The following is a 26,140-nucleotide window of genomic DNA, read 5'->3' as shown; positions in this document are numbered from 1 at the left end:
ATCAGAAATCGACGTTGACGCCCAACTGCCAGGTACGGCCTGGCATCACCGCCAGCGATTTATCATTGGCGTCCTGATTAGTAGACGTTTCAATGTTGCGGCTGCTCAGGTAGTCCCAGTACTTACGGTCAGTCAGGTTATACACGCCACCGTTGAGGCGAACGTTTTTGGTCACGCGCCAGTAGGCTGTCCAGTCGAGCATACCGTAGCCCGGTACGCGCATGTATTCGCTGGTGGAATCCGTCAGCGCACTGCCGGTGTTGGTGTAGCTTTCACGGTTCGTGGTGGTTGCGCGCTTGCCTTTAACGAAGGTCGCGGTCAGCGCAGTACCGTAGCGTTTAGCTGGATCATCCCACGCCACGCCAACGATGGCTTTCATTGGCGCAACGCTATCAAGATCAACGTATTTATCACCGTAGTAGCTGGACTTCGACTGGCCTTCACTGTAACCGTAGGCAAGCGTGGCGCTCAGACCGTCCACCTGTTCAAACCAGGTGCCGAAGTTGAACTTCGCGCTGATCTCACCGCCGTAGATATAGGCTTTATCGCGGTTTTCTGCCTGATAAATGGTATAGATGTTGGACGGTACGTTGGTGAACTGACTTGGGTTGTTCGCCCGGGTGTAGCGGGTGTAGGCGATAAAGTTTTTATAGCTGTTGTAGAACAGCGCGGTACGCATGGTGATCCCTTCCGTGACCTCGCCCTTCATACCCCACTCGAAGTTATCGCTGGTCTCAGTTTTCAGATCGGTATTGCCGATAAGAGCGTACTGGCCGCGTCCCGCATAGCTTGAACCGAGGTTCCATGAACCGTACAGCTGGCTGGTGTTCGGGAATTCAGCCCCGCGTTTGTATTGCAGATAGGTCATCATGCGCGGCGTGAGGTCGTACTGGAAAGTCAGTGACGGCAGCGCCTGGGTGTCTGAGTTTTTACCGTACAGTGTCGACACTGAGGATTCGGTCAGCACGGTGCTGTTGGTTGTCAGGCTGGAGAGATTTTCCGGCTTGGTTGACTGATGGACGACGCGAACGCCAGGGATCACCGCAAAGTTGTGCCCATCGAGATCGAAGTTGATCTGATCTTGCAGGAAGCCCGCGATCGTGTAATCCCGGCTATCCGCTTCCGGCTGCATGATTTCGCTGTAAACGCTTGGGATCGGCGACTGGCTGAATGGGCGCTGAGTTTTGGTGGTGCTGGCATTAAAACCGGCGCTCAGATCGTGGCGACCCACGCTTTTTGCCAGCGCGGTTTGCATGCCCCAGGTGTCGGTATCGTAGTTGGAGTACACCGTTTCCATCTTACCGCTGGTGCTGTCCGGCATGTAGGTGCGGTCGTGCGCTTCAGTATGCTGGTAGTAAACCTTGGTCGACATGCTGTCGATGAAGTCATTCATCGGCGTCCAGTCATCCTTCAGACTCAATCCCCAACGACGCGTCTGGCTGGTCTGCTGTGCGTTACCAATGGTGCTGTCGCCGGCGTTGTCCCAGACATCGTAGTGCGTATGGTTGGTTTTATGGTAGTAGTCGAAGGTACTGGTCAGCTTATGCTGATCGTTTGGCTGCCAAATGCCGGAAGTCATAAACGCGTCGGAGTGCCAGTTGGCAGGGTAAGCATCAACGTTGGCACTGTTGGTGGTGGTTTCCTGGCCGTCACGGCGGCTGTAGACAAAAATACCGCGCAGCGTTTCATCGCCACCCGCCGCCGTCAGGCCGTTATGCCAGCTGCGATCGGCAGAGTCATAGCCGCTGCGATAGCTAAAGGCGGTGGTTTTACCCGGATGTAGATAGTCATCAGCCGATTTAGGCTGGAAGGAGACATTACCACCGATAGAGGTGTTGGCGGTTTCGGTATCGGTCGCCCCGGACTGAATATCGACGCTGCCATACATATACGGGTCGATGTAGTCGCGGCCAATGCCGAAGGAATTCAGCCCGGCGCGGCTAACGTAGCTACGTCCGGTGGCATTCGGTTGGGCAATACCGTCAACATCGATGCCAACGCGGTTACTTTCCAGCCCGCGGATGTTGTAACCGGTGTAGCCACCGCGGTCAAAGCCGCTCTTACCATTGCCGGATCCACCGCTGGCACCGGTTGCGCCGATCAGCGGTTCATAACGCATGATGGAACCAAAATCGTTGGCTCCCTTGTCCTGTAGTTCCTGCGCGCTGACGGCGTGCTGGCTGCCCGGTTTCAGTACCGGCGCCGGTGCCGTGACGGTCATTTGTTCTGCGCTGTCAACGGCGGCCGTTTTGTCCTGTGTGTCAGCCGCGCCCGCGGAAGTCTGATAAATCGCTGCGAGCAAAGAGGTTACCAGTAGGCTTTTCTTGCACCACGCCTCTGATTGAATGGATTTGTACATAGTTGCCATGCCTTCATCGTTATTAGTATTGGCCCACTCGTTACTTCCAGAAGTCCGCTTTTCCTTAAGCGATTCGACGTTTTTCCGTTTTTATAGTGATGCGAATAGTAATGATAGGAATTATCATTTGCAATAAAGTTTGCAAATTAATCTCGGCATATGAAACAATTTGTTTACACTAGTGCTTTTCATCCTTCGCGAGACCGCCATGACGCAGAAAGCTGCAATTACGCTCACCTACTGTTCCCAGTGCAACTGGATGCTTCGTGCCAGCTGGATGGCTCAGGAGCTACTGCATACCTTTAGCACCGATATTGCTTCGGTAACGCTGATTCCGGGCTCTGGGGGAATTTTCACGATTACCGTTGGCGACGAGCTGATTTGGGATCGCAAGCGTGACGACGGTTTTCCCGATGCCGCGGAGCTAAAGCGCCGGGTGCGTGACGTCTGTTTCCCGGAAAAACCGTTGGGGCATGTGGATAAGAACGGCGGATAAAGCGGCTGCGAAAACATCATTAAAAGTGTATTATTAATGCATCTTTATTGGTGAGGAACAGGCTATGGCAGGCAAACGCATCGACCGTGAAAAACGGACTATCCGCAGCATGATTACGCTATATCAGGGGCGTTGTCCGGATGCGCAGAATGATGCCGAGCACTATCAGGCGCTGAACGCCTATGCCGATAAACGGCTAGATAAATGTGTTTTTGGTGAAGAAAAACCGGCCTGTAAACAGTGCCCGGTCCACTGCTACCAGCCTGCGAAGCGCGAAGAGATGAAGCAAATTATGCGCTGGGCGGGGCCGCGAATGCTCTGGCGCCACCCGATTCTCACCATTCGCCATTTGATTGACGACCGGCGTCCCGTGCCGGAGTTGCCGGAAAAGTATCGGCCGAAAAAATAGCGCTTACATCGTACGACAGTGGCGGCGGTACTCTGACGGCGATCGCGCCGTATGCTTACGGAAGATCCGGCAGAAGTAGTTGCTGTCCTCAAAGCCGCAGTGATGGGCAATCTCTTTAATTTTCATCTCATATCCGCGCAGTAATTTCTTCGCCAGCTCCAGGCGGACGGCGGTCAGATATTCGTTGAAGCCGACGGTGCTGGATTTCTGAAAAAGGTGCGACAGATAGTTCGGGGTGATGTGGAATTTCCTCGCCACCGTCTCCCGGCTAAGCGCCTCGGCGGCGTGTTCGTCGATATACTCCTGAATCGCCATAAACAGCTCTTTGCTTTTGCTGACCGTATCCGCCAGATGGGTGAGCTGATCGATGCAGTGGCTGAGCAGGCCGCTCAGGACAATCTGCGCCGTTGGCATCACCGGGCGAATCGCCAGCTCATTGAGCGCCAGCAAAAGATATGACCCCACGCGCGGCCCTAAACGCGCGACGTGCTGCTTGCGGATCTCAACAAATTTCTGGCCGTCAAAGCGCTGCAGGCTAAACCCCAGTTTCTGCTTACTGAATAAAATACTTAGCGTCGTGGCAGGCCCCTGCCACTGCGGGGCATTCCAGCGGCCGCCGGGAATATACAGCGCCTGGAGCGGGCCGAGCGGTGAGTGCAGACAGTCATCCGGCAGTTCGCCTTCCAGCACAATCTCCAGACGGGGAAATGACAGGCTCATCGCCAGCTCTGGTGCGGGCTGGACGGTTTGCGGGAAACGCACGACAAGGTCTCCCTGCTGTCGCAATAGCTGCTCCAGCACGGGGACGAGGGATTGCTCTGACATGCTCATGTCCTGGTTATTATTCTGGATTTTGAATCTCATCACACTTTATTTTGCTGTACACAAAAATCCAGTGTTGTGTAGCTATCTCATACAGAATGCCGCCGCCGCGTGCAGTAACTTTTCATACATGTTGTGAAATGGTTAACAAAAGAGAGGCGATATGGACAAGCAAGCGGCATTTTGGCTGGATGCACTGGGCGCCAACGGCGAACTGTCAGCAACGATGAAACATGAACTGGATACCCAGGGCTACACGATTGTGCATGGCGTGGCCGACGCCGACTGGCTGGCGGCGATGCGCGAACGTATTGACTTCCTGGTAGAGAAAGAAGGGGAGAACCTGGCGGTTGAACACCACCAGGAGGAGACCGCCACCCGCGTCGCCAACCTGGTGAACAAAGGCGTGGTGTGGGAAAAGGTGTGGTCACATCCGCTGATCCTCTCGGCGTGTCGCTATATCTTTGAAGGCGAGTTTAAAATCTCCAGCCTCAACGCCCGCGAAGCGTTATACAACGGTGGCCATCAGCCGCTGCACGCCGACTGGAAAAAGCCGCGTCCGGACTTCCCGAAAGTGCATCTGGTTAATACCATCTGGGCCATTGACGATCTCTACGCCGCCAACGGTGCGCCGAGAATAATCCCGGCCACCCATCTCCGCCCGGAGCTGCCGGAAGAGGTGCTGGAAGATGTCGGATTACCGCATCCGGATGAAGTGATTTTTGAAGCCCCGGCGGGCAGTGTGATGATTTATAACGCGCATGCCTGGCACGGGGGGACCACCAATCGCGAAGGTTCACGCCGCCGGGTGCTACACGGTTTGTATATTGACCGGGCTGACACTGCCCAGCAGGATCAGCGCCGTTGGCTAACGCCGGAAACCGCCAGTCGCTTAACGCCGGCGCAGAAATGGCTGTTGGATGTGGAGTGATCTTCAGGCTCTGATGGCCTCCTCTCCCTGGCTAAGGGAGAGGAGGCAAGGTAATCGGCCGCAGACAGGTGCGCGCCAGGATTCACCCGCCAACCACGACCCGATATCCCGCCCGTTCCACCATCGCCCGAATAGGTGCTATCTCTTCAGGCTCCGGTGCTTTAATTCCCACCATTGCCCACTCGCTGCCCAGCAGCGAATACTTCGGCTCGCCGTATTGATGAAACGGCAGCAGGTGCACCTCATTCACCGGTAACGGCGCCAGAAAATCCAGAATCTGCGCGACATTGTCCTCGTTGAGGGTAAAACCGGGGATCAACGGCAGTCTTGGGATCACATTGATCCCCTCGCTAGCCAGCAGGCGAAAGTTCTCCAGCACGCGCGGCTGGTTGATGTTCAGGACGCGTCGTGCCGTTTCGCTGTCCATGATTTTCAAATCGAACAGCACTTCATCACAGGCTTGTGCCAGCGGCAGCAGGCGGTGAGGGGAGGTGTCGCCGGCCGTTTCGATGGCGGTATGAATCCCCCATTGCTTCAGGCGCAGTAAGAAACGGCTAGCGAACTCGGCCTGCATCAGTACCTCGCCGCCAGAGAGCGTCACGCCGCCGCCGGAGGCGCGGAAAAAGACTTCGTCTTTTAGCACCTCCCGTTCAAGGGATGCCAGCGTCACGTCGCGGCCAATGTGTTCCCATGCGCCGGAAGGGCACTCTTCGGCGTCCTGCTGACAGGTGGCGCAGTGCAGGCACTTGCTCTCCCGGCGCACGGTGTCGATTTTAGGCGAGATGGATTCGGGGTTGGCGCACCACGGGCAGCGATGCGGGCAGCCTTTAAAAAAAACGACCGTGCGAATACCGTGGCCATCGTTTAATGAATAGCGCTGGATGTTGAAAATGCGCGCCGTATCGGCGCGCGTTTCAATCACCTCACAGCTGATGCGCGGTGCGGCGGATAATGTCATCCTGAATCTCCTTCGACAGCTCGACAAAGAAGGCGCTGTAGCCCGCCACGCGAACCACCAGCCCGGCAAAATCCTGCGGCCGCTGCTGGGCTTCACGCAGTGTCTCGGCATTCACCACGTTAAACTGAATGTGCTGGAGCTTCAGTTTGGTAAAGGCGTGGAGGAAATCCGCCAGTTTGTTCAGGCCACTTTCACCTTCCAGCGTTGCCGGGGTAAATTTAACGTTCAACAGCGTGCCGTTAGAGAGCAGATAGTTGTCGAGCTTGCTTACCGATTTCAGCACTGCCGTCGGCCCCTGACCGTCTTGTCCCACCATCGGGGACAGGCCGCCGTCTGCCAGCTGTTCGCCAGCAAAACGACCATCCGGCGTTGCGCCAACCACTGAGCCCAGCGGCACGTGCGCTGATACGGTATATGAACCCGGCGTAAACTGTCCGCCGCGCGGGTTGCGATATTTTTCCACTTCTTTGCAGTAAAAACGCAGCAGATCGGCGCTGATGTTGTCGACATCGTCGATATCGTTGCCGTACTTCTCGAAGCGGTTAATCAAACGGGCGCGCACTTTTTCGCCTTCAGGCGTTGCGAAGTTGGCCTTCAGCACCGCCAGCAGCTCGTCGAAGCTCATGCGCTGCTGGTCAAACACCATGCCTTTGAGCGCGTGCAGCGAGTCGCTAAGGTTGGCAATCCCAATCCCCTGTACGCCAGAAAAATTGTAGCGTGCGCCGCCTTCGGTAATGTCCTTACCGTTGGCGATACAATCTTCAATGAATGAGGAGAGCAGCGGGACCGGCGCCCAATCGCGATGGCCGATATCGCAGATGTTGCTGCCTTCCACCATCAGCTTAATGTAGTGCTGGATTTTATGGCGAATGCTTGCCAGCAGGCTGTCGTAGCTAATCTCCTCATCGCCTTCGTGCTCCAGCATGACGATTTCCATCACCTTCAGCAGGTTGAACATCGCAATGTCGTGCAGCCCGTAGGTGCGGCCAGGAATCGACAGCTCCACGCAGCCGACCACCGCGTAATCGCGGGCATCTTCCAGCGACACGCCGCGGTTGAGAAACGCGGGCACCACCACTTCATCGTTAAAAATCTGTGGAATACCGGTGCCTAAGCGCACGGTTTCTGCCGTTTTGCGCAGGAACGGCCGGTCAATCAGTTCGTTGACCCGCACCCCAAGGTTGGGCTGCGGCAGGCGAACGTTCTGATAGGCGTCAAGACAGACGAAGGAGAGAATGTTTACCGCGCTGCGCCCGTTTTCCGTCAGGCCACCCAGCAGGGCGGTATAGCCGGTGGGGAAGCCGGCAAAATAGCGCGCGCTGCTGGTGGAACGCAGCAGTACGATGTCGTTGCATTTCACCCACAATGATTCCAGCAGCTCCTGCATAAACGCCGGATCTCCACCGTGATTTAGCGAGGCCTGCCAGAACGGCAGCATGTACTGGTCAAATCGCCCCAGCGAAATGGAGCTGGCGTTGGATTCATACTGCAAAATGATGTTCATGTACCAGAATAGCTGGCTGGCCTGCCAGAAGTTTTGTGGCTTCTTCTGCGCGTTATGGCGCGAAACCTGGGCGATGGTTTCCAGCTCCTGACGGCGCTGTGGGTCGTCACACGTGGCCGCCATTTCTTCAGCCAACGCGGCATAGCGCAGGATATGGCGCTGAGAAGCCTCAAGCAGAATCAACACCGCGCGATAAAACACGTTATTCGGCTGCTGCTGCACATGCGCCTGCATCTCGCAGACCAGCGCCTCAAGCCCGTGATTAAGCAGGCGTGGATAATCAATGATGATGTGGCCCTGGCCTTTATCGGTCTGGTTCACGCTGAAAATCTGCGTACTGACGGCGGCTTTCACCTCATCGGTCATTTGCGCGTTAATGAAATCCTTCATCGAGCGTTTTTCCCAGTACGGGAACAGCTCGTCGCGGTACAGACGCTGGTCGTCGTCGCTGATGTTAAAGCGGTCCTGTGGACGGGTCGGGAACTGGTCGAGTTCTTTTAGCAGCCAGTAAGGATCCATCTCCGGTGACATGATCCCGGCGCGCGGTTTGATGGTGCGGTTGCCGGCAATCAGCTCGTCGTCGCGAATGCTGATGGCGACGTTATCGAGAATATGCGCGGTGGCTTTGGCGCGGCGGATAATCACCGGCTCGCCTTCGGTCTGGCGATGGCTTTCGGTATACAACACGGCGCGTTCGAGGGAGATTTCGCGTGGATTGGCAAACAGGGCGTCTTTCAGTCGCTGAATTCTATGGCTCATGGTGCTGGCTCCTCGGGAGATTAACCTGACGTTTCTTATGGCTTCTACGGTAGGCAAATGCGGCAGCGGGAGACAGAAGAGAATGGGGCGATTTACTGGATTATTGTGATCAAAACTGAAAAGTGAGATCTAAGTTTTGTCTGGGTAAAACCCGGCGTTGCTGCGCTCGGCCGGGATAAGATTGCCGCGTTAACCCTGAGGGGACGGTGGCAGTGAGTCAATCCAGCGCATGGCCAACTGCGGCCACGCGGCGGCGGGCAGCCCTTTCGCCCCGCGAATACCGAAGCCGTGCTTGCCTTCGGCGAACAGATGCAGCTCGGTGGGAATTTTGTGAGCGCGCAGGGCGTTGAACATCACCAGCGAATTTTCCACCGGCACCGAAGGATCATCAACCGCGTGCATGATGAAGGTTGGCGGCGTCTGTGCATTCACGTTCAGTTCCGGTGAATAGTGCTTAATTTGCTCAGCGTTCGGCGTGTCGCCAATCAAGGCCTTGCGTGAACCAGGATGGGCGATGGCCTTATCCATGGAAATGACCGGATAACCGAGCACCACGAAATCGGGCCGGGCGCTGTGCTTATCGATGGTATCAATCGGGGTGTACACCGGTTCGTCGTAGCGCGTTTCAAGGCTGGCTGCCACGTGTCCACCTGCCGAAAAGCCCATCACGCCAATCCGGTGCGGATTGATGTTCCACTCCCCGGCGCGGGCGCGCAGCGTGCGCATCGCTCGCTGGACATCCGCCAGCGGGGCGTTTGCGCCCTCAGCGTGGCCATCGGCCGGCATCCGGTAGGTCATCACAAACAGGGTGTAGCCCTGGGCATTAAACGGTGCGGCTAAATCACTGCCCTCTTTATCGAGTACCACTCGCTGATATGAGCCGCCGGGAGTCACCAGCAGCGCCACGCCGTTAGGGTGTTCAGGGGCGTAAACGGTTATTTCCGGGGCGCGAATGCCGGTGACGGCACGGTCGGGCAGCGTGGGGTCTTTGCTGCGTTCCACCTGCGCAAAGCTGACCGGGCTGTTTTTCGCGCCCGGCGCTTCGCCATCGGGCCAGAAAGTGAATGTGGGCAAGGCGGCGAAGGCCGTCTGGGCGGAAAAGAGCAGCGCCATGGTGGCGGCCAGTGGTAAGCGAATCATAAGCATCTCCCAGGGAAAACGCTTATTTATCATTCATTAATCGGGGAGAACGCGAAATGATTCACAAAACGGTGTTTCATAAATAGAGAAACGAAACGCTGAGAGTTCAATGCGGTATAGCAGAGCTGGAAACGGTGGAGAGAGGTAGGTGCAGCGCCATCAATGGTGGCGCTACACCTTGCCGGAGGCGGCGAAAATACCTTATCCGGCGGAGATCCGATTACGCGCGGGTCGCCAGCAAAATGGCCGAAGCTTTGATTAAGGCAATAGCGCGGCTGCCTGCAGCCAGCTTCATCTCGTGCTGACTTTCGTTGGTGATCACCGCCACGATGTCAAAACCGGCATCGGCTTTGATGTGTACCGTCGCATTGACCGCACCTTCGGTCACTTGGGTAACCTGGCCTGCGAACTGGTTGCGGGCGGAGAACTTCAGGCCACAGTCTTCGGTCGCCAGAGTCACCCACGGTGCTTTAATCAGGGCAATGGCTTCCTTACCATTGGCCAGACCCAGTGCTTCTTTACTGCTGTGGGTGACGATAGCGACCAGCTTTGCCCCACCCGGCAGGGTCAGTTCGACTTCGTCGTTGACCGCGCCGGTGGCGACTGCGCTAATGGTACCGGTGAGTTGGTTACGTGCTGAAACTGCCATACGATACTGCCTCCATTCACTGTTTATCGAATCAGCGGTCAGTATAGTCACAGTGATTACATTAGTGCATCTTTATCAATGCCCAGGCGCTTCATTCGGGAAAGCAATGTTGTACGCTTGAGCCCCAGCCGTTGTGCCGCACCTTTAGCTCCAGCGACGACGCCGTTGGTCTCTTTCAGCACGCGAACGATCAACTGATACTCGTCCTCACCTTCTTTTGCCGCCTCGGCGACCGGCGCGGGCTCTGGCTCTTCGTTGGCAAACGCCAGTTCAGGCATCGATAGCTGCAAGACGCTACCGCGGGTCAGCAGCACCGCACGCTCAATCACGTTTTCCAGCTCGCGGACGTTACCCGGCCATTCCATCTGGCAGAGCGTACGCAGGGTTTCAGCCGGAATACTGTCGATGTTGCGCCCCAAACGGCGGGCAATTTTGAAGGTGAACGCTTTTACCAGCAGCGGGATATCTTCTGGGCGTTCGCGCAGCGGCGGCAGGTGGATCGGGAAGACGTTCAGGCGGTAGTAGAGATCGCTACGGAATTCGCGATCCAATACCATCTGTTTGAGATCGCGGTTGGTGGCGGCGATCAGGCGAACGTCGGTCTGGATCAGCTTGTTGCTGCCCAGGCGCTCAAATTCCTGCTCCTGTAAGACGCGCAGCAGCTTTGGCTGCAGCTCAAGCGGCATATCGCCGACTTCATCGAGGAACATCGAGCTTTTATCCGCCAGCTCAAAGCGGCCAATGCGCTGGGTGCTGGCGCCGGTGAATGCGCCGCGTTCGTGACCGAACAGATCGCTCTCCAGCAGGCCCGCTGGCATGGCGGCGCAGTTCATTTTCACCATCCGGCGGCCGTTACGTCCGCTCAGATTGTGGATAGCGCGGGCAATCAGCTCTTTCCCGGTGCCGGTTTCACCGAGGATCAGCACCGTGCTGTCGCTGGGAGCCACCATTTCAACCTGCTTGAGGACGTTGAACATTGCTTCGCTGCGGCCGATGATTTCACCAAACTCGCCGTCCACGTTGTTCAACTGTTCGGTCAGCGCCAGGTTTTCGTCCACGAGGCGTTCCTTCAGGCGGTGGATTTCCTGATAGGCGAGGGCGTTGTCGACGGCAATCGACACGCGTTCCGCAATCTGCTTAAGCAGCTTGAGGTTGGCGGCGCAAAAGACCTTTTCATCACACTGGGCAAGCTTCAACACGCCGAGCATCTTGTCGCCGGACATCAGCGGCAGCAGGCACAGCGTCTGAATTTTATCGTCCCACATCTCAAACAAATGACGCTCGTACGGGGCGAGCTTGTCCTGTTCGTTGAGATTGAGCATCAGCATTTCCTGGCTCTTGAACACTCGCTCGGTCAGGGTGCCCGACTCATTGACTTCGCTCTGATCGTGAACCGGATCGTTGACGTCGATATAGTGCGTCGAATAGATGTTCAGCTTGCCTTTGCGGTTGCTTTGCAGCACCACGCTGATGGCGTCGATATTGAAGTAGTAGTGGATCTCTTTAGCCACCGCGCTGACCAGCTCGTCCATATCCAGACGCGACAGCACGGCGTTGGTGATCGCCACCAGAATGCGGAAGTTATCGCGCTCGTGGCACAGCAGATCGTAGTCGACGTTATTGGTCACCCGGCTTTGAATCTGCTCGGTGACCACGGCGATGATTTGCGTAAAGGTGTGCAGGCGCTGGTACTCTTTTTCCGTCCACGGCTGATCGTTTTGGCGGATAAATTCGCAGCCACCAAAAATGCGCCCTTCGGCCGCCAGCGGCAGCAGGCAGTAGTGGCCAAAGGGGGAATAAAGCTCGCTTTTGGCCAACTGTGGCCAGGCTTCGCTGAATTCGCTATAGCTACAGTGCAGCGCATCGGGGCGCGACAGTAATCGTCTAACGGGGCCGTTAGCCAGCAGATTGTCGTCTTCATAGGCCAGCGTGATGCCGGCTTCACGCGTCGCGTAATAGCCCGCCCGCTGGTTGCCCGGCTGTAGCAGAATGATGGCCGCACTGTCCGCCAGCGCAGATTGTTTCGCCAACTGTGCCAGCGTTTCGCTGAGCGCGGCGAGATCGGGTTGTTGGAGAAGCGTCCGGGTAATATCGAACAGCCCCTGCTGCCCGAGATCGCCCATCGGTGTATACGACATGTTGCTTGCCTATAAATGCGCCACATGGGGCGCAATAAATAATAAAACCCGCCGTATTTCACGCGGCAAGGATTGGCTGCTCCGGGTTTCGTTGAGCGGCGAACTCCTGCTGCGCGAAATCCATAAGGTTTAATAATAATAATAAAATTCAGACCTTGAGAGATCTGTTAACAAATTCGGGGAAGCGGCTCCGCATGAGGGAGGTCTAATGTCCGTTTCACGCCGTACAGCCCGGCAACGCGTACTCCACGACGTTCAGTGACTTCGCCAATGATAGCGGCATCACAGCCCAAAGGATGGGCGCGCAGTGTTGCCAGCGCTTCATCGGCCGCTTCCCGGCTGACGCCGATGACCAGTTTACCTTCATTAGCGAAGTTAAGCGCGTCCAGTCCTAATAATTCGCACACGCCGCGCACGGAATCCTTAAGCGGTAAATTCTGTTCGTGGATTTCAATCCCGTATCCGCTGGTGGCGGCAAACTCGTGGGCCACCGCGTTAACGCCGCCGCGGGTGGCGTCGCGCAGCGCTTTGACGCCAGCAATTGGGCGCAGGCTTTGAATCAGCGGCGTGAGTACCGCGCAGTCGCTTTGCAGCTCACCATCGAGCCCCAAATGTTCGCGCAGATTGAGGATAGTGGCCCCGTGGTCGCCGAGCGTACCGCTGGCAATCAGCACATCGCCGGGGGTTAAGGTTGCCGCGCCCCAGTGAATATCTGACGGAATTGCACCCATCCCGGCGGTATTGATGAATAGCTTGTCCGCCGCACCGCGCCCCACCACTTTGGTGTCGCCGGTGACGATAGCGATATCGGCAGCTTTAGCGGTAGCCGCCATGCTGTTGACCACCGCTTCCAGCGTTGCCATCTCCAGCCCTTCTTCAATAATAAAGCCGCAGGAGAGGTAGCGCGGAACGGCGCCGCTGACCGCCACGTCGTTGGCGGTGCCGCAAACGGCCAGTTTGCCGATATTACCGCCCGGGAAAAACAGCGGGTCGATAACGTAGCTGTCGGTGGAAAAGGCTAGACGATCGCCGTGGGCGGTAAGCGTGGCCAGCGAAATCCGCGCCTGATCCTCTTGCTCGGCGAGCCACGGGTTATTAAAGGCCTTCATAAACAGGCTGTCGATCAACTGCTGCATGGCCAGGCCGCCGCTGCCGTGGGCTAACTGAATGCTTTTCATACTTCTGCTTCCTGACTGCGATATTGATACCAGGCGGCGCAGGCTCCTTCTGAGGAGACCATCAGCGCGCCGAATGCGCTTTGTGGATTGCAGGTCGCGCCAAACAGCGGGCACTGATGCGGTTTACAGCGCCCGGTAAGCACGTCACCGCAGCGGGCGCGCGGGTCATCGCACACGCGCTGCGGCTGCGGTTTAAAATGCGCTTCGGCATCAAAGGATTGATAGGCTGGCGTCAACTGCACGCCGGAGTCATTAATTAACCCCAGGCCGCGCCATTCGCTGTCGCCTTTGACCGCAAAGACCTCGGCAATCGCCCGTTGTGCCAGCAGATTGCCATCGTCCGGCACCACGCGGCGGTATTGGTTTTCAACACAGCTGTGGTCGGCAATTTTTTGCTCCACCAGCATATTCACCCCTTGCAGCAGATCGACCGGCTCAAAGCCTGCTACCACCAGCGGACGATGATAATCGCTGGCGATAAATCCGTAGGCGTGAGTGCCGATAACCATGCTGACGTGCCCCGGCGCGAGAAACGCGTCGATGCCGTTATCCGGCTGATCGAGCAGGCTACGCAGCGTTGGGATGAGCGTAATATGCTGGCAGAAAAAGAAGAAGTTGCTGACATTGTGCGCTTTTGCCTGCTGCAGCGTGATGGCGGTGGTCGGCATGGTGGTTTCAAAGCCTAAACCGAAGAACACCACTTTGCGATCCGGATTTTGCTGCGCCAGTTTTAGAGCGTCCATCGGCGAATAAACGATACGAATATCCGCGCCGCGCGCTTTGGCCTGCATCAGCGACCCGTTTTTCCCCGGTACGCGCATAGCATCGCCAAAGGTGCAGAAAATCACCTCGGAATGGCTGGCGATTTCAATACAGGTATCGATGCGTCCCATCGGCAGCACGCACACCGGGCAACCTGGGCCGTGGATAAACTCGATATTCTCCGGCAGCAGTTGGTCGAGGCCGAATTTGAAAATTGCGTGGGTATGACCGCCGCACACTTCCATAATGCGCAGCGGGCGCTCGGCGGTATAAGACAGCAGCTGCGCGCGGGATTTCAGGTGGGCGATAAGCTGCATTACCTGCTCTGGCGCCCGGTATTCATCAACAAAACGCATTACCGTTCCTCACCGAACAACAGCGCGCCGACGTCCGGCTCGACTTCAAACATATTTTCCAGCGCCGCCAGGGTGTCGCGCGCCTCTTCTTCGTTAATGATGCTCATGGCGAACCCCACGTGCACCAGCACCCATTGGCCAATGCGCGATTGGCCATTTTCGTCCACCGCGCCTACCAGGGTGAGATCGACGTCGCGCTTAATCCCGCAAACGTCAACTTTCGCCTGCACACCGTCAATGGCGGAGATTTGTCCGGGAATGCCTATGCACATCGCTGCGTCTCCAGCCAGTTAAGCCATGTCTCCATCCCTTCGCCGCTGGTGGCGGAGATAAGGATGATTTCAATATTCGGGTTCACTTCACGGGCGCAGGCGATGCACTGCTCGACGTCGAAGTTTAGGTATGGCAGCAGATCGACCTTGTTCAGCAGCATCACCGAGGCGGCGGCAAACATATGCGGGTATTTCAGCGGCTTGTCTTCGCCTTCGGTGACCGACAGCACTGCCACTTTATGGCGTTCGCCGAGGTCAAAGCTCGCTGGGCACACCAGGTTACCGACGTTTTCGATAAACAAAATGCCGTTGTTTTCAAGCGGCAGCCGCGGCGAGGCATCGGCAATCATCTGCGCATCGAGGTGGCAGCCCTTACCGGTGTTGACCTGAATCGCCGGCGTGCCGGTGGCGCGAATGCGCGCGGCGTCGTTGACCGTCTGCTGGTCGCCTTCGATGACCGCGCAGGACACGCTGTCTTTCAGGCGCATTAGCGTTTCGGTGAGCAGGGTGGTTTTACCGGAGCCTGGGCTGGAAACCAGGTTTAGCACCAGCTGTTCGCGGGCAGCAAAGCGCGCGCGGTTACGGGCGGCAATCTGGTTGTTTTTATCCAGCACGTCGATTTCCACTTCCAGCATCCGCCGCTGGCTCATGCCCGGCGCGTGGGTCCCGGCTTCGCCGTGACCGTAGTGCAGATCGCCATTATCGGCCGCCTGCGGCTGGAATTCCTGGGTTCGAACGCCGGTAATCGACAGGGCCGGACGGCCTGCCGGTGCGAAGGGGGCGCTGCGGAACAGGGAATGCGGGTTACGTTCATCGCCCTCTATATAGAGGTTGCCTTCGGCACAACCACAGGTGCTACACATACTTTACTCCTGATCAATTTCAATTCGCTGAATCTGTAAACCGTCGTCGGCGACGATGCGCAGGTTGTCACTGTTGCACTGCGGGCAGCGCCGCACATGTACCGACACCAGCTGGACATACTGCTGGCAGGCTTCACACCAGCACTCCGCCTCTTGCTCTTCAACGTGCAGTTCACAGCCTTCAGCCAGCGTGCCGCGGCACACCAGGTCAAAACAAAAGGTCATCGCGCTGGTCTCTACGCAAGAAAACGCACCGACCTTAATCCAGACGCCGGTAACGCGTTTTGCGCCGTTCTGCATGGCCTGCTGTTCGACAATCTCCAGCGCGCGCTGGCAGAGCGTAATTTCGTGCATAACGCCTCCTGTTTTCATTACTCGCAGACGTAATGCAATAACGATGCCAGAGATTGAGGTGGTGCGTTAAAGACTGTCGATGACGATGTCACTTTGACGAAATGACATGTCACTGCAGACATGTCATTTACATAAAAATCATTTAAATCATTAAGTTAAAAATATGGCATGAAAAGTGCTTAGGAGGCTTGTTTCTATTAACCGGGTAACCGACATGACTATTTGGGAAATTAGCGAAAAGGCCGACTTTATCGCCGATCGTCACCGCCGCCATCAGGATCAATGGCGTGTGTACTGTAACTCTCTGGTTCAGGGGATCACGTTGTCCAAAGCGCGTCTGCATCACGCCATGAACTGCGCGCCGGAGAAAGAGCTGAGCTTTGTGCTGTTTGAGCACTTTGTACTGTCCGTAAGCCTGTCTGATGGTTTCAACAGCCATACCGTTGAGTACTTCGTGGAAACCCGCGATGGCCTGAATAAAGAGTGCGTTGCGCGCGCTGAACTCAACGCCGGCGGCTTTATCGACGGGACCGTCAATATCCGCGACCGCGAGCAGGTTCTGGAACACTACCTGGATAAAATTTCTCCGGTATACAACACCTTGTATGCCGCGCTGGAGAGCGATAGCCCGGTCAACTTCGGCCAGTTGGCTCGTGAACCTCAACGGGCAAATCTCGCCTGAATTATCGGTGTGTCGACGGGTGTCGAAATGACACCTGGTCTGCATGATTTCGTCAAAAATGACTATCACCTGAGGAAGACCTGGTGAATCGTTTTGTAATTGCTGACTCTACCGTTTGTATCGGCTGCCGTACCTGTGAAGCGGCCTGCGCGGAAACGCATCGCCATCACGGCCTGCAATCGATGCCGCGGCTTAGAGTAATGCTCAATGAAAAAGAATCCGCGCCGCAGATGTGTCACCACTGCGAAGACGCGCCTTGCGCCGGGGTGTGCCCGGTTAATGCCATTACCCGCGTTGATGGGGCCGTACAGCTTAATGAAAGCCTGTGCGTGAGCTGCAAACTTTGCGGCATTGCCTGCCCGTTTGGTGCCATTGAATTTTCCGGCAGTCGCCCGCTGGACATCCCGGCGAATGCCAACTCCCCGAAAGCGCTGCCCGCGCCGCCGGCTCCGGCACGCGTCAGTACGCTGCTGGATTGGGTGCCAGGCGTACGCGCTATCGCGGTGAAATGCGACCTGTGCCATTTCGATGAGCAAGGACCGGCCTGTGTTCGAACCTGCCCAACGAAAGCGCTGCACCTGGTCAATAACACCGACATCGCCCGCGCCAGCCGCCGTAAACGCGAGCTGACCTTCCACACCGATTTAGGCGATCTGTCGCTATTCCAGACGCAACAAGGAGAGGTGAAATGAGCGTGATGACCTTAATCAATAGCGCGGTAGCGTGGTTCGCTTTTACTGCGGTGCTCTCCTTTTTGCTGTCGTTCAAGAAATCCCTGAGTGGTTTTGTGGCCGGGATTGGCGGTGCGCTGGGCAGTCTGTGCGCCGCGCTAGCCGGCATTCAGGTGTTGATTCATGCCTTTCCGGTCATCGGCCAATTGTCGCTGGTGCACTACAGCGTGGTGGTCACGCCGCTGAACGCGGTGTGGTTGATTGCGCTGGGTCTGTGTGGGCTGTTCGTGAGCCTGTACAACATTGACTGGCACCGTCACCCGAACGTGAAAAACAATGGCCTGCTGGTCAACGTCCTGTTGGCGGCTGCCGTTTGCGCGATTGTGGCTGAAAGCTTTGGCTCCATGGTGGTGATGGCCGAAATCATGGCCCTGTGCGGTGCTTTCATGACCGGCTGCGTCAACTCCGGCAAGCTGTGGTTTGCGCTCGGTCGCCTGGGCACTATTTTGCTGGCGATTGCCTGCCTGTTGCTGTGGCAGCGCTACGGCACGCTGGATCTGGCGATGCTGGCCGAACGCGCGCAGATGCTGCCAATCGGTTCTGATATCTGGGTGCTGTGCGTACTCGGCTTCGGCCTGCTGGCCGGGATTATCCCGCTGCACGGCTGGGTGCCACAGGCGCACGCCAACGCCAGCGCACCGGCGGCGGCACTGTTCTCCGCGGTGGTGATGAAAGTCGGGCTGCTCGGTATCCTGACGATTTCGCTGCTGGGCAACTCGCAGCCGCTGTGGTGGGGCATTGCGCTGCTGGTTCTCGGCATGATCACCGCTTTCGTCGGCGGTCTGTACGCGCTGATGGAACACAATATCCAGCGTCTGCTGGCGTATCACACCCTGGAAAATATCGGCATCATCCTGCTGGGTTTAGGCGTGGGCGTCACCGGTTTGGCATTACAACAGCCGGTGATGGTGGCGCTAGGTCTGGTGGGGGGGTTGTATCATCTGCTCAACCACAGCCTATTTAAAACCACGCTGTTCCTCGGCGCGGGGGCGGTTTGGTTCCGTACCGGCCACCGCGATATCGAGAAGCTGGGCGGCATTGGTAAACGTATGCCGATGATTTCACTGGCGATGCTGATCGGCCTGATGGCGATGGCAGCACTGCCACCGCTGAACGGTTTTGCCGGTGAGTGGGTTATCTATCAATCCTTCTTCAAGCTGAGCAATAGCGGCGCGTTTGTCGGCCGCCTGCTGGGGCCGCTGCTGGCCGTTGGCCTGGCGATTACCGGCGCACTGGCGGTGATGTGTATGGCGAAGGTGTACGGCGTGACTTTCCTTGGCGCACCGCGCACTAAAGAGGCGGAAAACGCCTGCTGCGCGCCGCTGTTGATGGCGGCAAGTACGGTGGTTATGGCGCTGCTGTGCATCGTTGGCGGTGTTGCTGCGCCGTGGCTGCTGCCGCTGCTGGGTACCGCCGTACCGCTGCCTATCGAAACCGCTCACACCGTGGTCTCTCAGCCGATGATCACGCTGCTGCTGATTGCCTGTCCGCTGCTGCCGTTCATCATTCTCGCTCTGCTCAAAGGCAACCGTCTGCCGAGCCGTTCCCGCGGCGCAGCCTGGGTCTGTGGTTACGACCACGAGCAGTCAATGGTCATTACCGCGCACGGCTTTGCCATGCCGGTGAAACAGGCCTTTGCCCCGGTACTGAAATTGCGCCAGTGGCTCAACCCGGTCTCCCTGGTTCCGGGCTGGCAGAACGCGGCGGCGGCACCGCTGCTCGCCCGTCTGGCGCTGGTTGAACTGGCGGTGCTGGTCGTGATTGTCATCTCTCAAGGAGCCTGAACATGACGGTCTTATTTGCTTTATTGCAGGCGCTGGTGCTGTTTGCCGTCGCGCCGCTGCTTTCCGGCATTACTCGCGTGCTGCGCGCACGGTTGCATAACCGTCGCGGCCCGGGCGTGATGCAGGAGTATCGCGACATTATCAAACTGCTGGGCCGTCAGAGCATTGGTCCGGACGCTTCCGGCTGGGTCTTCCGCCTGACGCCGTTTGTGATGGTTGGCGTGATGCTGACTATCGCCACCGCGCTGCCGGTGGTGACCGTGGCTTCGCCGCTGCCGGGTTTGGGCGATCTGATTACGCTTATCTACCTGTTTGCCGTGGCGCGCTTCTTCTTCGCCATTGCCGGGCTGGATACCGGTAGCCCGTTCACCGCCATCGGCGCCAGCCGTGAAGCGATGCTCGGTGTGCTGGTGGAGCCGATGCTGCTGCTGGGTCTGTGGGTGGCGGCGCTGGTCGCCGGTTCAACCCATATCAGCAATATCACCGATGCTATCTACCACTGGCCGGCCAGCCGCAGCATTCCGCTGGTGCTGGCGTTCTGCGCCTGCGCCTTCGCCACCTTTATCGAAATGGGCAAACTGCCGTTCGATCTGGCGGAAGCGGAGCAGGAGCTGCAGGAAGGCCCGCTGTCTGAATACAGCGGCAGTGGCTTCGGTGTACTGAAGTGGGGCATCAGCCTGAAACAGCTGGTGGTGCTGCAGATGTTTGTCGGCGTCTTTATCCCGTGGGGCCAGATGACCAGCTTTAGCGTTGGTGGTCTGGTGCTGGCGGTGATTGCCGCCATCGTCAAGCTGGTGGTTGGCGTGCTGATTATTGCGCTGTTCGAAAACAGCATGGCGCGTCTGCGTCTGGATATCACCGGCCGCATCACCTGGACCGGGTTCGGTTTGGCCTTTTTAGCATTCGTCTCCTTGCTGGTGGCGTGATAAGAGAGTTTTGAGCATGTCTGAAGAAAAAGTGGGTCAACACTACCTCGCTGCGCTGCACCAGGCCTTTCCTGGCGTGGTGCTGGATGAAGCCTGGCAGACCAAAGACCAGTTAACGATTACCGTGAAGGTCAACTACCTGCCGGAAGTCGTCGAGTTTCTTTACTACCAGCAAGGCGGCTGGCTGTCGGTGTTATTCGGCAACGATGAACGTAAGTTGAACGGCCATTACGCCGTCTACTACGTGCTGTCGATGGAAAGTGGCACCAAATGCTGGATTACCGTGCGCGTAGAAGTTGACGCTAACACCCTCGAATATCCGTCCGTTACGCCGCGCGTACCGGCGGCGGTTTGGGGCGAGCGTGAAGTACGCGACATGTATGGTCTGATCCCGGTCGGCCTGCCGGACGAGCGTCGCCTGGTGCTGCCGGACGATTGGCCGGACGAGCTGTATCCACTGCGTAAAGACAGCATGGACTATCGTCAGCGCCCGGCACCGACTACCGATGCCGAGACCTACGAATTCATCAATGAATTGGGTACCAAGAAAAACAACGTGGTACCGATTGGTCCGCTGCACGTAACCTCTGATGAACCGGGCCACTTCCGGCTGTTCGTCGACGGCGAAAATATTATCGACGCCGACTACCGTCTGTTCTACGTTCACCGTGGCATGGAAAAACTGGCGGAAACCCGTATGGGTTACAACGAAGTGACCTTCCTATCCGACCGCGTGTGCGGCATCTGTGGCTTTGCCCACAGCACCGCCTATACCACTTCCGTCGAGAACGCGATGGGCATCGTGGTGCCGGAACGCGCGCAGATGATCCGCGCCATTTTGCTGGAAGTTGAACGCCTGCACTCGCACTTGTTGAACCTCGGCCTGGCCTGTCACTTCACCGGTTTTGACTCCGGTTTTATGCAGTTCTTCCGCGTCCGTGAAGCCTCCATGAAAATGGCGGAAATCCTCACCGGTGCGCGTAAAACCTACGGCCTGAACCTGATCGGCGGTATCCGTCGTGACTTCCTGAAAGATGACATGATCCAGACTCGCCAGCTGGCGCAGCAGATGCGCCGCGACGTGCAGGAACTGGTCGATATTCTCCTGAGCACGCCAAACATGGAGCAGCGCACCGTGGGTATCGGCCGCCTGGATCCACAAATTGCCCGTGACTTCAGCAATGTCGGCCCGATGGTTCGCGCCAGCGGTCACGCCCGCGACACCCGCGCCGATCACCCGTTTGTTGGCTATGGTCTGCTGCCGATGGAAGTGCACAGCGAGCAGGGCTGCGACGTTATCTCGCGCCTGAAAGTGCGTATCAACGAAGTGTTCACCGCGCTGAACATGATTGACTACGGTCTCGATAACCTGCCGGGCGGCCCGCTGGCGGTGGAAGGTTTCACCTACATTCCAAATCGCTTTGCACTGGGCTTCTCCGAAGCACCGCGCGGTGACGATATCCACTGGAGCATGACCGGTGACAACCAGAAGCTGTACCGCTGGCGCTGCCGCGCGGCGACCTACGCCAACTGGCCGACCCTGCGCTATATGCTGCGCGGGAACACCGTCTCCGATGCGCCGCTGATTATCGGTAGCCTCGACCCTTGCTACTCCTGTACCGACCGTATGACGGTGGTTGATGTACGGAAGAAAAAGAGCAAGGTCGTGCCGTACAAAGAGCTTGAGCGCTACAGCATCGAGCGTAAGAACTCGCCGCTGAAATAATTGGGCCTTTGTGTGAGGGCCCCTCACTTCGCCCCTCTCCCCATAAGGGAAAGGGGAAGGGTAGAACGCGTGCGAATTGACTGGTCACGCGGTTCTGTCCCCTCTGTCTTTAGGACGAGGGCCTGGGTGAGGGTAAAACACCGCACACAAGCTGGGAGCAACTATGTTTACTTTTATTAAAAAAGCCATAAAAACCGGCGTCACGACATCGTCCTATCCGCTGGAGCCGATGCCGGTTGATAAAAACTTTCGCGGTAAGCCGGAACACAACCCGCAGCAGTGTATCGGCTGTGCGGCGTGCGTTAACGCCTGCCCGTCGAATGCGCTGACGGTAGAAACCGATCGCGTGACCAACCAACTGGCGTGGCAGTTCAACCTCGGCCGCTGCATCTTCTGCGGCCGCTGTGAAGAAGTGTGCCCGACGGCGGCCATCAAGCTGTCGCAGGAATATGAGCTGGCGGTGTGGAAGAAAGAGGATTTCCTCCAGCAGTCGCGCTTTGATATCTGCAACTGCCGCGTCTGCCAGCGTCCGTTTGCGGTGCAAAAAGAGATTGATTACGCCATTGCGCTCCTCAAACACAATGGCGATAGCCGCGCGGAACATCACCGCGAGAGCTTTGAAACCTGCCCGGAATGTAAGCGTCAGAAATGTTTGGTGCCTTCCGACCGTATTGACCTGACTCGCCACATGAAAGGGGCTATCTGATGAGCAACTTAATCGGGCCACGCGACGACAACGGCATGCCGGTGCCGATGACGGTAGATGAGTCTATCGCCAGCATGAAAGCGTCGCTGTTAAAAAACATCAAACGTTCTGCCTACGTTTACCGCGTAGACTGCGGCGGCTGTAACGGCTGTGAAATCGAAATTTTCGCCACGCTGTCGCCGCTGTTCGATGCCGAACGCTTTGGTATCAAAGTGGTGCCATCGCCGCGTCACGCCGACATTCTGCTGTTCACTGGTGCGGTCACCCGCGCCATGCGTTCACCGGCGCTGCGCGCCTGGCAATCCGCGCCAGACCCAAAAATCTGTATCTCCTACGGGGCCTGCGGCAACAGCGGCGGTATCTTCCACGATCTGTACTGCGTCTGGGGCGGCACTGACAAAATCGTGCCGGTCGACGTGTATATCCCGGGCTGCCCGCCAACGCCTGCGGCAACGCTGTACGGTTTCGCCATGGCGCTGGGCCTGCTGGAGCAGAAAATCCACGCCCGTGCGCCGGGTGAACTGGACGCACAGCCGGCCGAAATTCTGCATCCGGATATGGTCCAGCCGCTGCGCGTGCAGATTGACCGCGCTGCGCGCCGTCTGGCCGGTTACCGCTATGGTCGCCAAATTGCCGATGACTATATGCTGCGTTTGAACCAGGGGGAAACCCAGGTACAGCAATGGCTGGCCACGGAAAATGATCCGCGTCTGACGGAAATCGTCACGCAACTGAGTCACGTAGTAGAAGAGGCACGTATTCGATGAGCGAACAGGTGGTGTTCAGTCAACTGAGCCGTAAATTTATTGATGAAAACGATGCTACGCCCGACGAGGCGCAACAGGTCGTTTATTACAGCCTGGCGATTGGCCACCACCTCGGGGTCATTGATTGCCTGGAAGCCGCGCTGACCTGCCCGTGGGATGAATATCTGGCGTGGATTGGCACGCTGGAGGCGGGCAGTACGGCGCGGCGCAAAATGGAAGGCGTGCCGAAGTACGGCGAAATTGTCATCGACAGCAACCACGTGTCGATGCTGGCGAATGCGTTTGATAAAGCGCGTGCGTCACAAACGCCAGCGCAGCAGGAGTGGAGCCAGTCGATGCTCAATATGCTGCACGCCATCCACCAGGAGAGCGCTATCTATTTGATGGTGCGTCGCCTGCGCGACTGAATTTTAACGATTGAGGAATGACCATGACTGACGTTTTACTCTGTGTCGGCAACAGCATGATGGGCGATGACGGCGCGGGCCCGCTGCTGGCAGAAATGTGCGCGGCCCAGCCGAAAGGGGCGTGGGTTGTGATCGACGGCGGCAGCGCGCCGGAGAATGATATTGTCGCTATTCGCGAACTGAACCCGTCGCGTCTGCTGCTTGTGGATGCCACCGATATGGGGCTAAATCCCGGCGAGATAAGGATCATCGACCCGGATGACATCGCCGAGATGTTTATGATGACCACCCACAACATGCCGCTGAACTACCTTATCGACCAGCTTAAAGAGGATGTGGGCGAGGTGATTTTCCTCGGCATTCAGCCGGATATCGTCGGTTTTTATTACCCGATGACCCAAGCGATTAAAGAGGCGGTGGAGGTGGTTTATCAGCGCCTTGAAGGCTGGGAAGGGAATGGCGGTTTTGAACCGTTAGCGGTTGAAGAAGAAGAGTAGTTTTCCTTCGCTCTCCCTCTCAGGATAAATGGTCTCTTGAGCCTATCGCCACCTCAAGAGACCGTGGGGAAATAAGTTGTACACAAAACTCTTCAAGCAATAGGGCTGCGGGTGAATATCCGGGTTACCTGAAGGGGTCAGCACATACATCATCATTATAAATCAGCAATGGGAACTGGCCCATTGAGCCAGTTTATCTCACTATCTGTAACAAACTTAGCGACCCAACCATATTGATATTGCGGCCAGTCCTGAAAGTTTTTGACTGAATGGTATAAATGACTCACATCGCTTTCGCTTTTTGTTATTAAGGCCGAATTTATTATTTTAATGATATCTCTGGGTCTATCGGGAGCGGTTTCCAATACCCTCCTGGATAGTTGGCAGATTCCTTATCGACATAGTGCAGGTCTCCATGATGACGTGCCTGCGGGTAATCTTCCTCAGACAATATAAGCATTAAGTCGATATCGGAAGATTTAGCGGCAAAGCCATGAGCAACAGATCCGCCAGGAAGGGCTGTGAGAATCTTCTTATCCTTGCTGAGCTTCTTGATGGCTTTTTCAATGGTATCTCTATGGTGCTGATACATTTAATTCGCCGTTTCGACTTTAAAGTCTTTATAGTAATACTCTTTATCCCGGTCGGTAATCTCCCTGATGACTTTACATGGAGCACCTGCCGCCACGACATTGGCGGGGATATCTTTCGTGACGACGCTGCCCGCGCCGATAACGGTATTCTCTCCAATCGTAACCCCCGGGTTGATAACAACATGACTACCGATCCACACATTGTTTTCTATTGTGACGGGGAAAGAAAACATCTCGCCATGTTCTCTTAATTCATGGTGGACGGGGTGTCCGGTGACAGAAATCGTGACGTTAGGCGCAATCAGGACATTATCTCCAATCGTTACCGTGTGATCATCAACAATGGTAAAATTGAAATTGGCATAAAAGCTGTCACCAATAAAAATATTACTGCCGTAGGCAAAGTGTATTGGTGGTTCAATCCAGGGGTTTTTCCCCACTTTACCGAACATTTGGTAAATGAGTTCAATTCTCTTTTTATCTTCGGATGGGCGTGTGTTATTAAAGTCATGCATCAACTCCTTGCCACGCAATCTTTCTTCTGGCAATCCCTCACACATATCGGTGTATAACATGCCTGATTTTATTCGATCTCTCATAGATATTTTCATTGGCCTTGTTTCATCCTTGGTTTTAAATGTGTTGACTGTTTTTCGCGATCTGCTGGGAAAAAGGTTTTGTGCCACTAAGCGTGAACACCGAAATGGCTGTGAAGGTCAGCGCAATCATCCCTAGAACCAGATAAGCGCCCTGGAAACCAATGCTTTCATACATGTTGCCAGCCAGTACCGACATAAAAATCATCGCGAGCTGTTTGAAGAAACAGAAGCACACCAGATAAATCGTCGCAGAGAAACGCACCTCAAACTGGCTGGTTATGTATTTGAAGCAGCCGACAATCAGGAACGGTATCTCAAACATATGCAGCGTTTTGAGGATAACGACTTCTAGCGCAGAGGTGGCAAATGAAGAGCCGATAATTCGCACCGACATAATCGTCCCTGCCAGCAGCAGGGCGTTCTTGCCCCCGATGCGATTCACAATTAATGGCGCAAAGAACATGATGGAGGCGTTGAGCAACTCTCCCATGGTTGTGACGTAGCCAAACACGCGGGTGCCCTGTTCACCCGTGGCGAAGAACGAAGTGAAGAAGTTGGCAAACTGTTGGTCAAACACGTCATAAGTACAGGAGACGCCGACGACGTAAAGTGAAAGAAACCAGAGTTTTGGTTGTTTGAACAGTTCCAGAGCTAGCTTAAGACTGAAGGCCGAGTGGTTGGCGCCTACCGCGTCCGCGACCTGTGCAGAAGAAGGGATTTCTGTTTTTGAAAAGAACAATAACAAGGCCAGAATGACCGCGCAGCCCGAGCC

The 26,140-nt window shown here is 56.4% G+C and carries 27 protein-coding genes; 12 read left to right on the top strand and 15 right to left on the bottom strand.

Features of this window, described 5'->3' with window-relative positions:
* Window position 1: 1 nt before the first annotated feature.
* Entirely contained in the window at window positions 2–2,359 is a 2,358-nt protein-coding gene (locus tag KCR01S_RS19685) for a TonB-dependent receptor domain-containing protein (RefSeq protein WP_061284746.1), read from the bottom strand.
* A gap of 208 nt (window positions 2,360–2,567) precedes the next feature.
* On the opposite strand from KCR01S_RS19685, the gene KCR01S_RS19680 reads away from it, so the two are divergent.
* Window positions 2,568–2,855, top strand: a complete 288-nt coding sequence (locus KCR01S_RS19680; RefSeq protein WP_061284745.1) for an Rdx family protein — start codon at window positions 2,568–2,570, stop codon at window positions 2,853–2,855.
* Between the two features lie 64 nt (window positions 2,856–2,919).
* Window positions 2,920–3,264 (top strand): nitrous oxide-stimulated promoter family protein, encoded by a 345-nt coding sequence (locus KCR01S_RS19675; RefSeq protein WP_061284744.1) that lies wholly within the window; start codon window positions 2,920–2,922, stop codon window positions 3,262–3,264.
* Window positions 3,265–3,267: 3 nt separating this feature from the next.
* Here KCR01S_RS19675 and KCR01S_RS19670 read toward each other — a convergent pair whose 3' ends face one another.
* The gene (locus KCR01S_RS19670; RefSeq protein WP_061284743.1) at window positions 3,268–4,089 is read right to left on the bottom strand and encodes a helix-turn-helix transcriptional regulator; all 822 of its coding nucleotides are present in this window, start codon (window positions 4,087–4,089) and stop codon (window positions 3,268–3,270) included.
* Window positions 4,090–4,249: 160 nt separating this feature from the next.
* On the opposite strand from KCR01S_RS19670, the gene KCR01S_RS19665 reads away from it, so the two are divergent.
* Entirely contained in the window at window positions 4,250–5,017 is a 768-nt protein-coding gene (locus tag KCR01S_RS19665) for a phytanoyl-CoA dioxygenase family protein (RefSeq protein WP_061284742.1), read from the top strand.
* A gap of 82 nt (window positions 5,018–5,099) precedes the next feature.
* Here the strand turns inward: KCR01S_RS19665 and KCR01S_RS19660 are convergent, their stop codons facing one another.
* The 10 genes from KCR01S_RS19660 to hypA all read right to left on the bottom strand — a co-directional run bounded on the left by KCR01S_RS19660 (window position 5,100) and on the right by hypA (window position 15,950).
* On the bottom strand, window positions 5,100–5,975 hold the full coding sequence (locus KCR01S_RS19660; RefSeq protein ID WP_061284741.1) for a [formate-C-acetyltransferase]-activating enzyme: 876 nt from the start codon (window positions 5,973–5,975) through the stop codon (window positions 5,100–5,102).
* A complete protein-coding gene (locus KCR01S_RS19655; RefSeq protein ID WP_061284740.1) occupies window positions 5,941–8,238 on the bottom strand; it encodes a formate C-acetyltransferase in 2,298 nt (765 codons plus the stop codon). Before KCR01S_RS19655 ends, KCR01S_RS19660 begins: the two co-directional genes overlap by 35 nt.
* A gap of 189 nt (window positions 8,239–8,427) precedes the next feature.
* A complete protein-coding gene (locus KCR01S_RS19650; RefSeq protein WP_061284739.1) occupies window positions 8,428–9,378 on the bottom strand; it encodes an alpha/beta hydrolase in 951 nt (316 codons plus the stop codon).
* Window positions 9,379–9,598: 220 nt separating this feature from the next.
* A complete protein-coding gene (locus tag KCR01S_RS19645) occupies window positions 9,599–10,027 on the bottom strand; it encodes a TOBE domain-containing protein (protein WP_061284738.1) in 429 nt (142 codons plus the stop codon).
* A 56-nt stretch (window positions 10,028–10,083) separates the two neighbouring features.
* Window positions 10,084–12,165, bottom strand: a complete 2,082-nt coding sequence (gene flhA, locus KCR01S_RS19640; RefSeq protein ID WP_061284737.1) for a formate hydrogenlyase transcriptional activator FlhA — start codon at window positions 12,163–12,165, stop codon at window positions 10,084–10,086.
* A 167-nt stretch (window positions 12,166–12,332) separates the two neighbouring features.
* A complete protein-coding gene (gene hypE, locus KCR01S_RS19635; protein ID WP_061284736.1) occupies window positions 12,333–13,343 on the bottom strand; it encodes a hydrogenase expression/formation protein HypE in 1,011 nt (336 codons plus the stop codon).
* Entirely contained in the window at window positions 13,340–14,461 is a 1,122-nt protein-coding gene (hypD, locus tag KCR01S_RS19630) for a hydrogenase formation protein HypD (RefSeq protein WP_061284735.1), read from the bottom strand. The genes hypE and hypD overlap by 4 nt, the downstream gene beginning before the upstream one ends.
* Window positions 14,461–14,733, bottom strand: coding sequence for a HypC/HybG/HupF family hydrogenase formation chaperone (locus tag KCR01S_RS19625; protein WP_035892574.1), 273 nt, complete (start codon window positions 14,731–14,733; stop codon window positions 14,461–14,463). Before KCR01S_RS19625 ends, hypD begins: the two co-directional genes overlap by 1 nt.
* Window positions 14,724–15,596: a hydrogenase nickel incorporation protein HypB gene (gene hypB, locus KCR01S_RS19620; protein ID WP_061284734.1), complete on the bottom strand. Its 873-nt coding sequence runs from the start codon at window positions 15,594–15,596 to the stop codon at window positions 14,724–14,726. Before hypB ends, KCR01S_RS19625 begins: the two co-directional genes overlap by 10 nt.
* Before the next feature lie 3 nt (window positions 15,597–15,599).
* Window positions 15,600–15,950, bottom strand: coding sequence for a hydrogenase maturation nickel metallochaperone HypA (hypA, locus tag KCR01S_RS19615; protein WP_061284733.1), 351 nt, complete (start codon window positions 15,948–15,950; stop codon window positions 15,600–15,602).
* Window positions 15,951–16,164: 214 nt separating this feature from the next.
* Here hypA and hycA point away from each other — a divergent pair, with 214 nt between their 5' ends.
* The 9 genes from hycA (at window position 16,165) to hycI (ending at window position 24,176) form a co-directional block, all read left to right on the top strand.
* Complete coding sequence (gene hycA, locus KCR01S_RS19610; protein ID WP_061284732.1) at window positions 16,165–16,632, top strand: formate hydrogenlyase regulator HycA; 468 nt, start codon at window positions 16,165–16,167, stop codon at window positions 16,630–16,632.
* Between the two features lie 83 nt (window positions 16,633–16,715).
* Complete coding sequence (locus tag KCR01S_RS19605; protein ID WP_061284731.1) at window positions 16,716–17,324, top strand: 4Fe-4S dicluster domain-containing protein; 609 nt, start codon at window positions 16,716–16,718, stop codon at window positions 17,322–17,324.
* A complete protein-coding gene (hycC, locus tag KCR01S_RS19600; protein WP_061284730.1) occupies window positions 17,321–19,147 on the top strand; it encodes a formate hydrogenlyase subunit 3 in 1,827 nt (608 codons plus the stop codon). The genes KCR01S_RS19605 and hycC overlap by 4 nt, the downstream gene beginning before the upstream one ends.
* Window positions 19,148–19,149: 2 nt before the next feature.
* A complete protein-coding gene (locus KCR01S_RS19595) occupies window positions 19,150–20,073 on the top strand; it encodes a respiratory chain complex I subunit 1 family protein (protein ID WP_061284729.1) in 924 nt (307 codons plus the stop codon).
* 16 nt (window positions 20,074–20,089) lie between these two features.
* Window positions 20,090–21,799, top strand: a complete 1,710-nt coding sequence (gene hycE, locus KCR01S_RS19590; protein WP_061284728.1) for a formate hydrogenlyase subunit HycE — start codon at window positions 20,090–20,092, stop codon at window positions 21,797–21,799.
* Between the two features lie 163 nt (window positions 21,800–21,962).
* Window positions 21,963–22,505: a formate hydrogenlyase complex iron-sulfur subunit gene (locus KCR01S_RS19585; RefSeq protein ID WP_061284727.1), complete on the top strand. Its 543-nt coding sequence runs from the start codon at window positions 21,963–21,965 to the stop codon at window positions 22,503–22,505.
* The gene (locus KCR01S_RS19580; RefSeq protein ID WP_061284726.1) at window positions 22,505–23,272 is read left to right on the top strand and encodes an NADH-quinone oxidoreductase subunit B family protein; all 768 of its coding nucleotides are present in this window, start codon (window positions 22,505–22,507) and stop codon (window positions 23,270–23,272) included. The genes KCR01S_RS19585 and KCR01S_RS19580 overlap by 1 nt, the downstream gene beginning before the upstream one ends.
* Entirely contained in the window at window positions 23,269–23,679 is a 411-nt protein-coding gene (locus KCR01S_RS19575; protein ID WP_061284725.1) for a formate hydrogenlyase maturation HycH family protein, read from the top strand. The genes KCR01S_RS19580 and KCR01S_RS19575 overlap by 4 nt, the downstream gene beginning before the upstream one ends.
* A gap of 23 nt (window positions 23,680–23,702) precedes the next feature.
* Window positions 23,703–24,176 (top strand): hydrogenase maturation peptidase HycI, encoded by a 474-nt coding sequence (hycI, locus tag KCR01S_RS19570; RefSeq protein WP_061284724.1) that lies wholly within the window; start codon window positions 23,703–23,705, stop codon window positions 24,174–24,176.
* Window positions 24,177–24,498: 322 nt separating this feature from the next.
* Here the strand turns inward: hycI and KCR01S_RS19565 are convergent, their stop codons facing one another.
* From KCR01S_RS19565 to KCR01S_RS19555, 3 genes are all read right to left on the bottom strand, one after another.
* Window positions 24,499–24,768 (bottom strand): nucleotidyltransferase domain-containing protein, encoded by a 270-nt coding sequence (locus KCR01S_RS19565; protein WP_061284723.1) that lies wholly within the window; start codon window positions 24,766–24,768, stop codon window positions 24,499–24,501.
* Window positions 24,769–25,380 (bottom strand): galactoside O-acetyltransferase, encoded by a 612-nt coding sequence (gene lacA, locus KCR01S_RS19560; RefSeq protein ID WP_061284722.1) that lies wholly within the window; start codon window positions 25,378–25,380, stop codon window positions 24,769–24,771.
* Between the two features lie 22 nt (window positions 25,381–25,402).
* Window positions 25,403–26,140: oligosaccharide MFS transporter (locus KCR01S_RS19555; protein WP_156478793.1), on the bottom strand; the 738-nt coding region annotated here is incomplete at its 5' end.

This window comes from Kluyvera cryocrescens NBRC 102467 (genome assembly GCF_001571285.1).
In the GTDB taxonomy this organism is placed as follows: domain Bacteria; phylum Pseudomonadota; class Gammaproteobacteria; order Enterobacterales; family Enterobacteriaceae; genus Kluyvera; species Kluyvera cryocrescens.
This window is presented reverse-complemented; position numbering and strand designations above follow the sequence as displayed.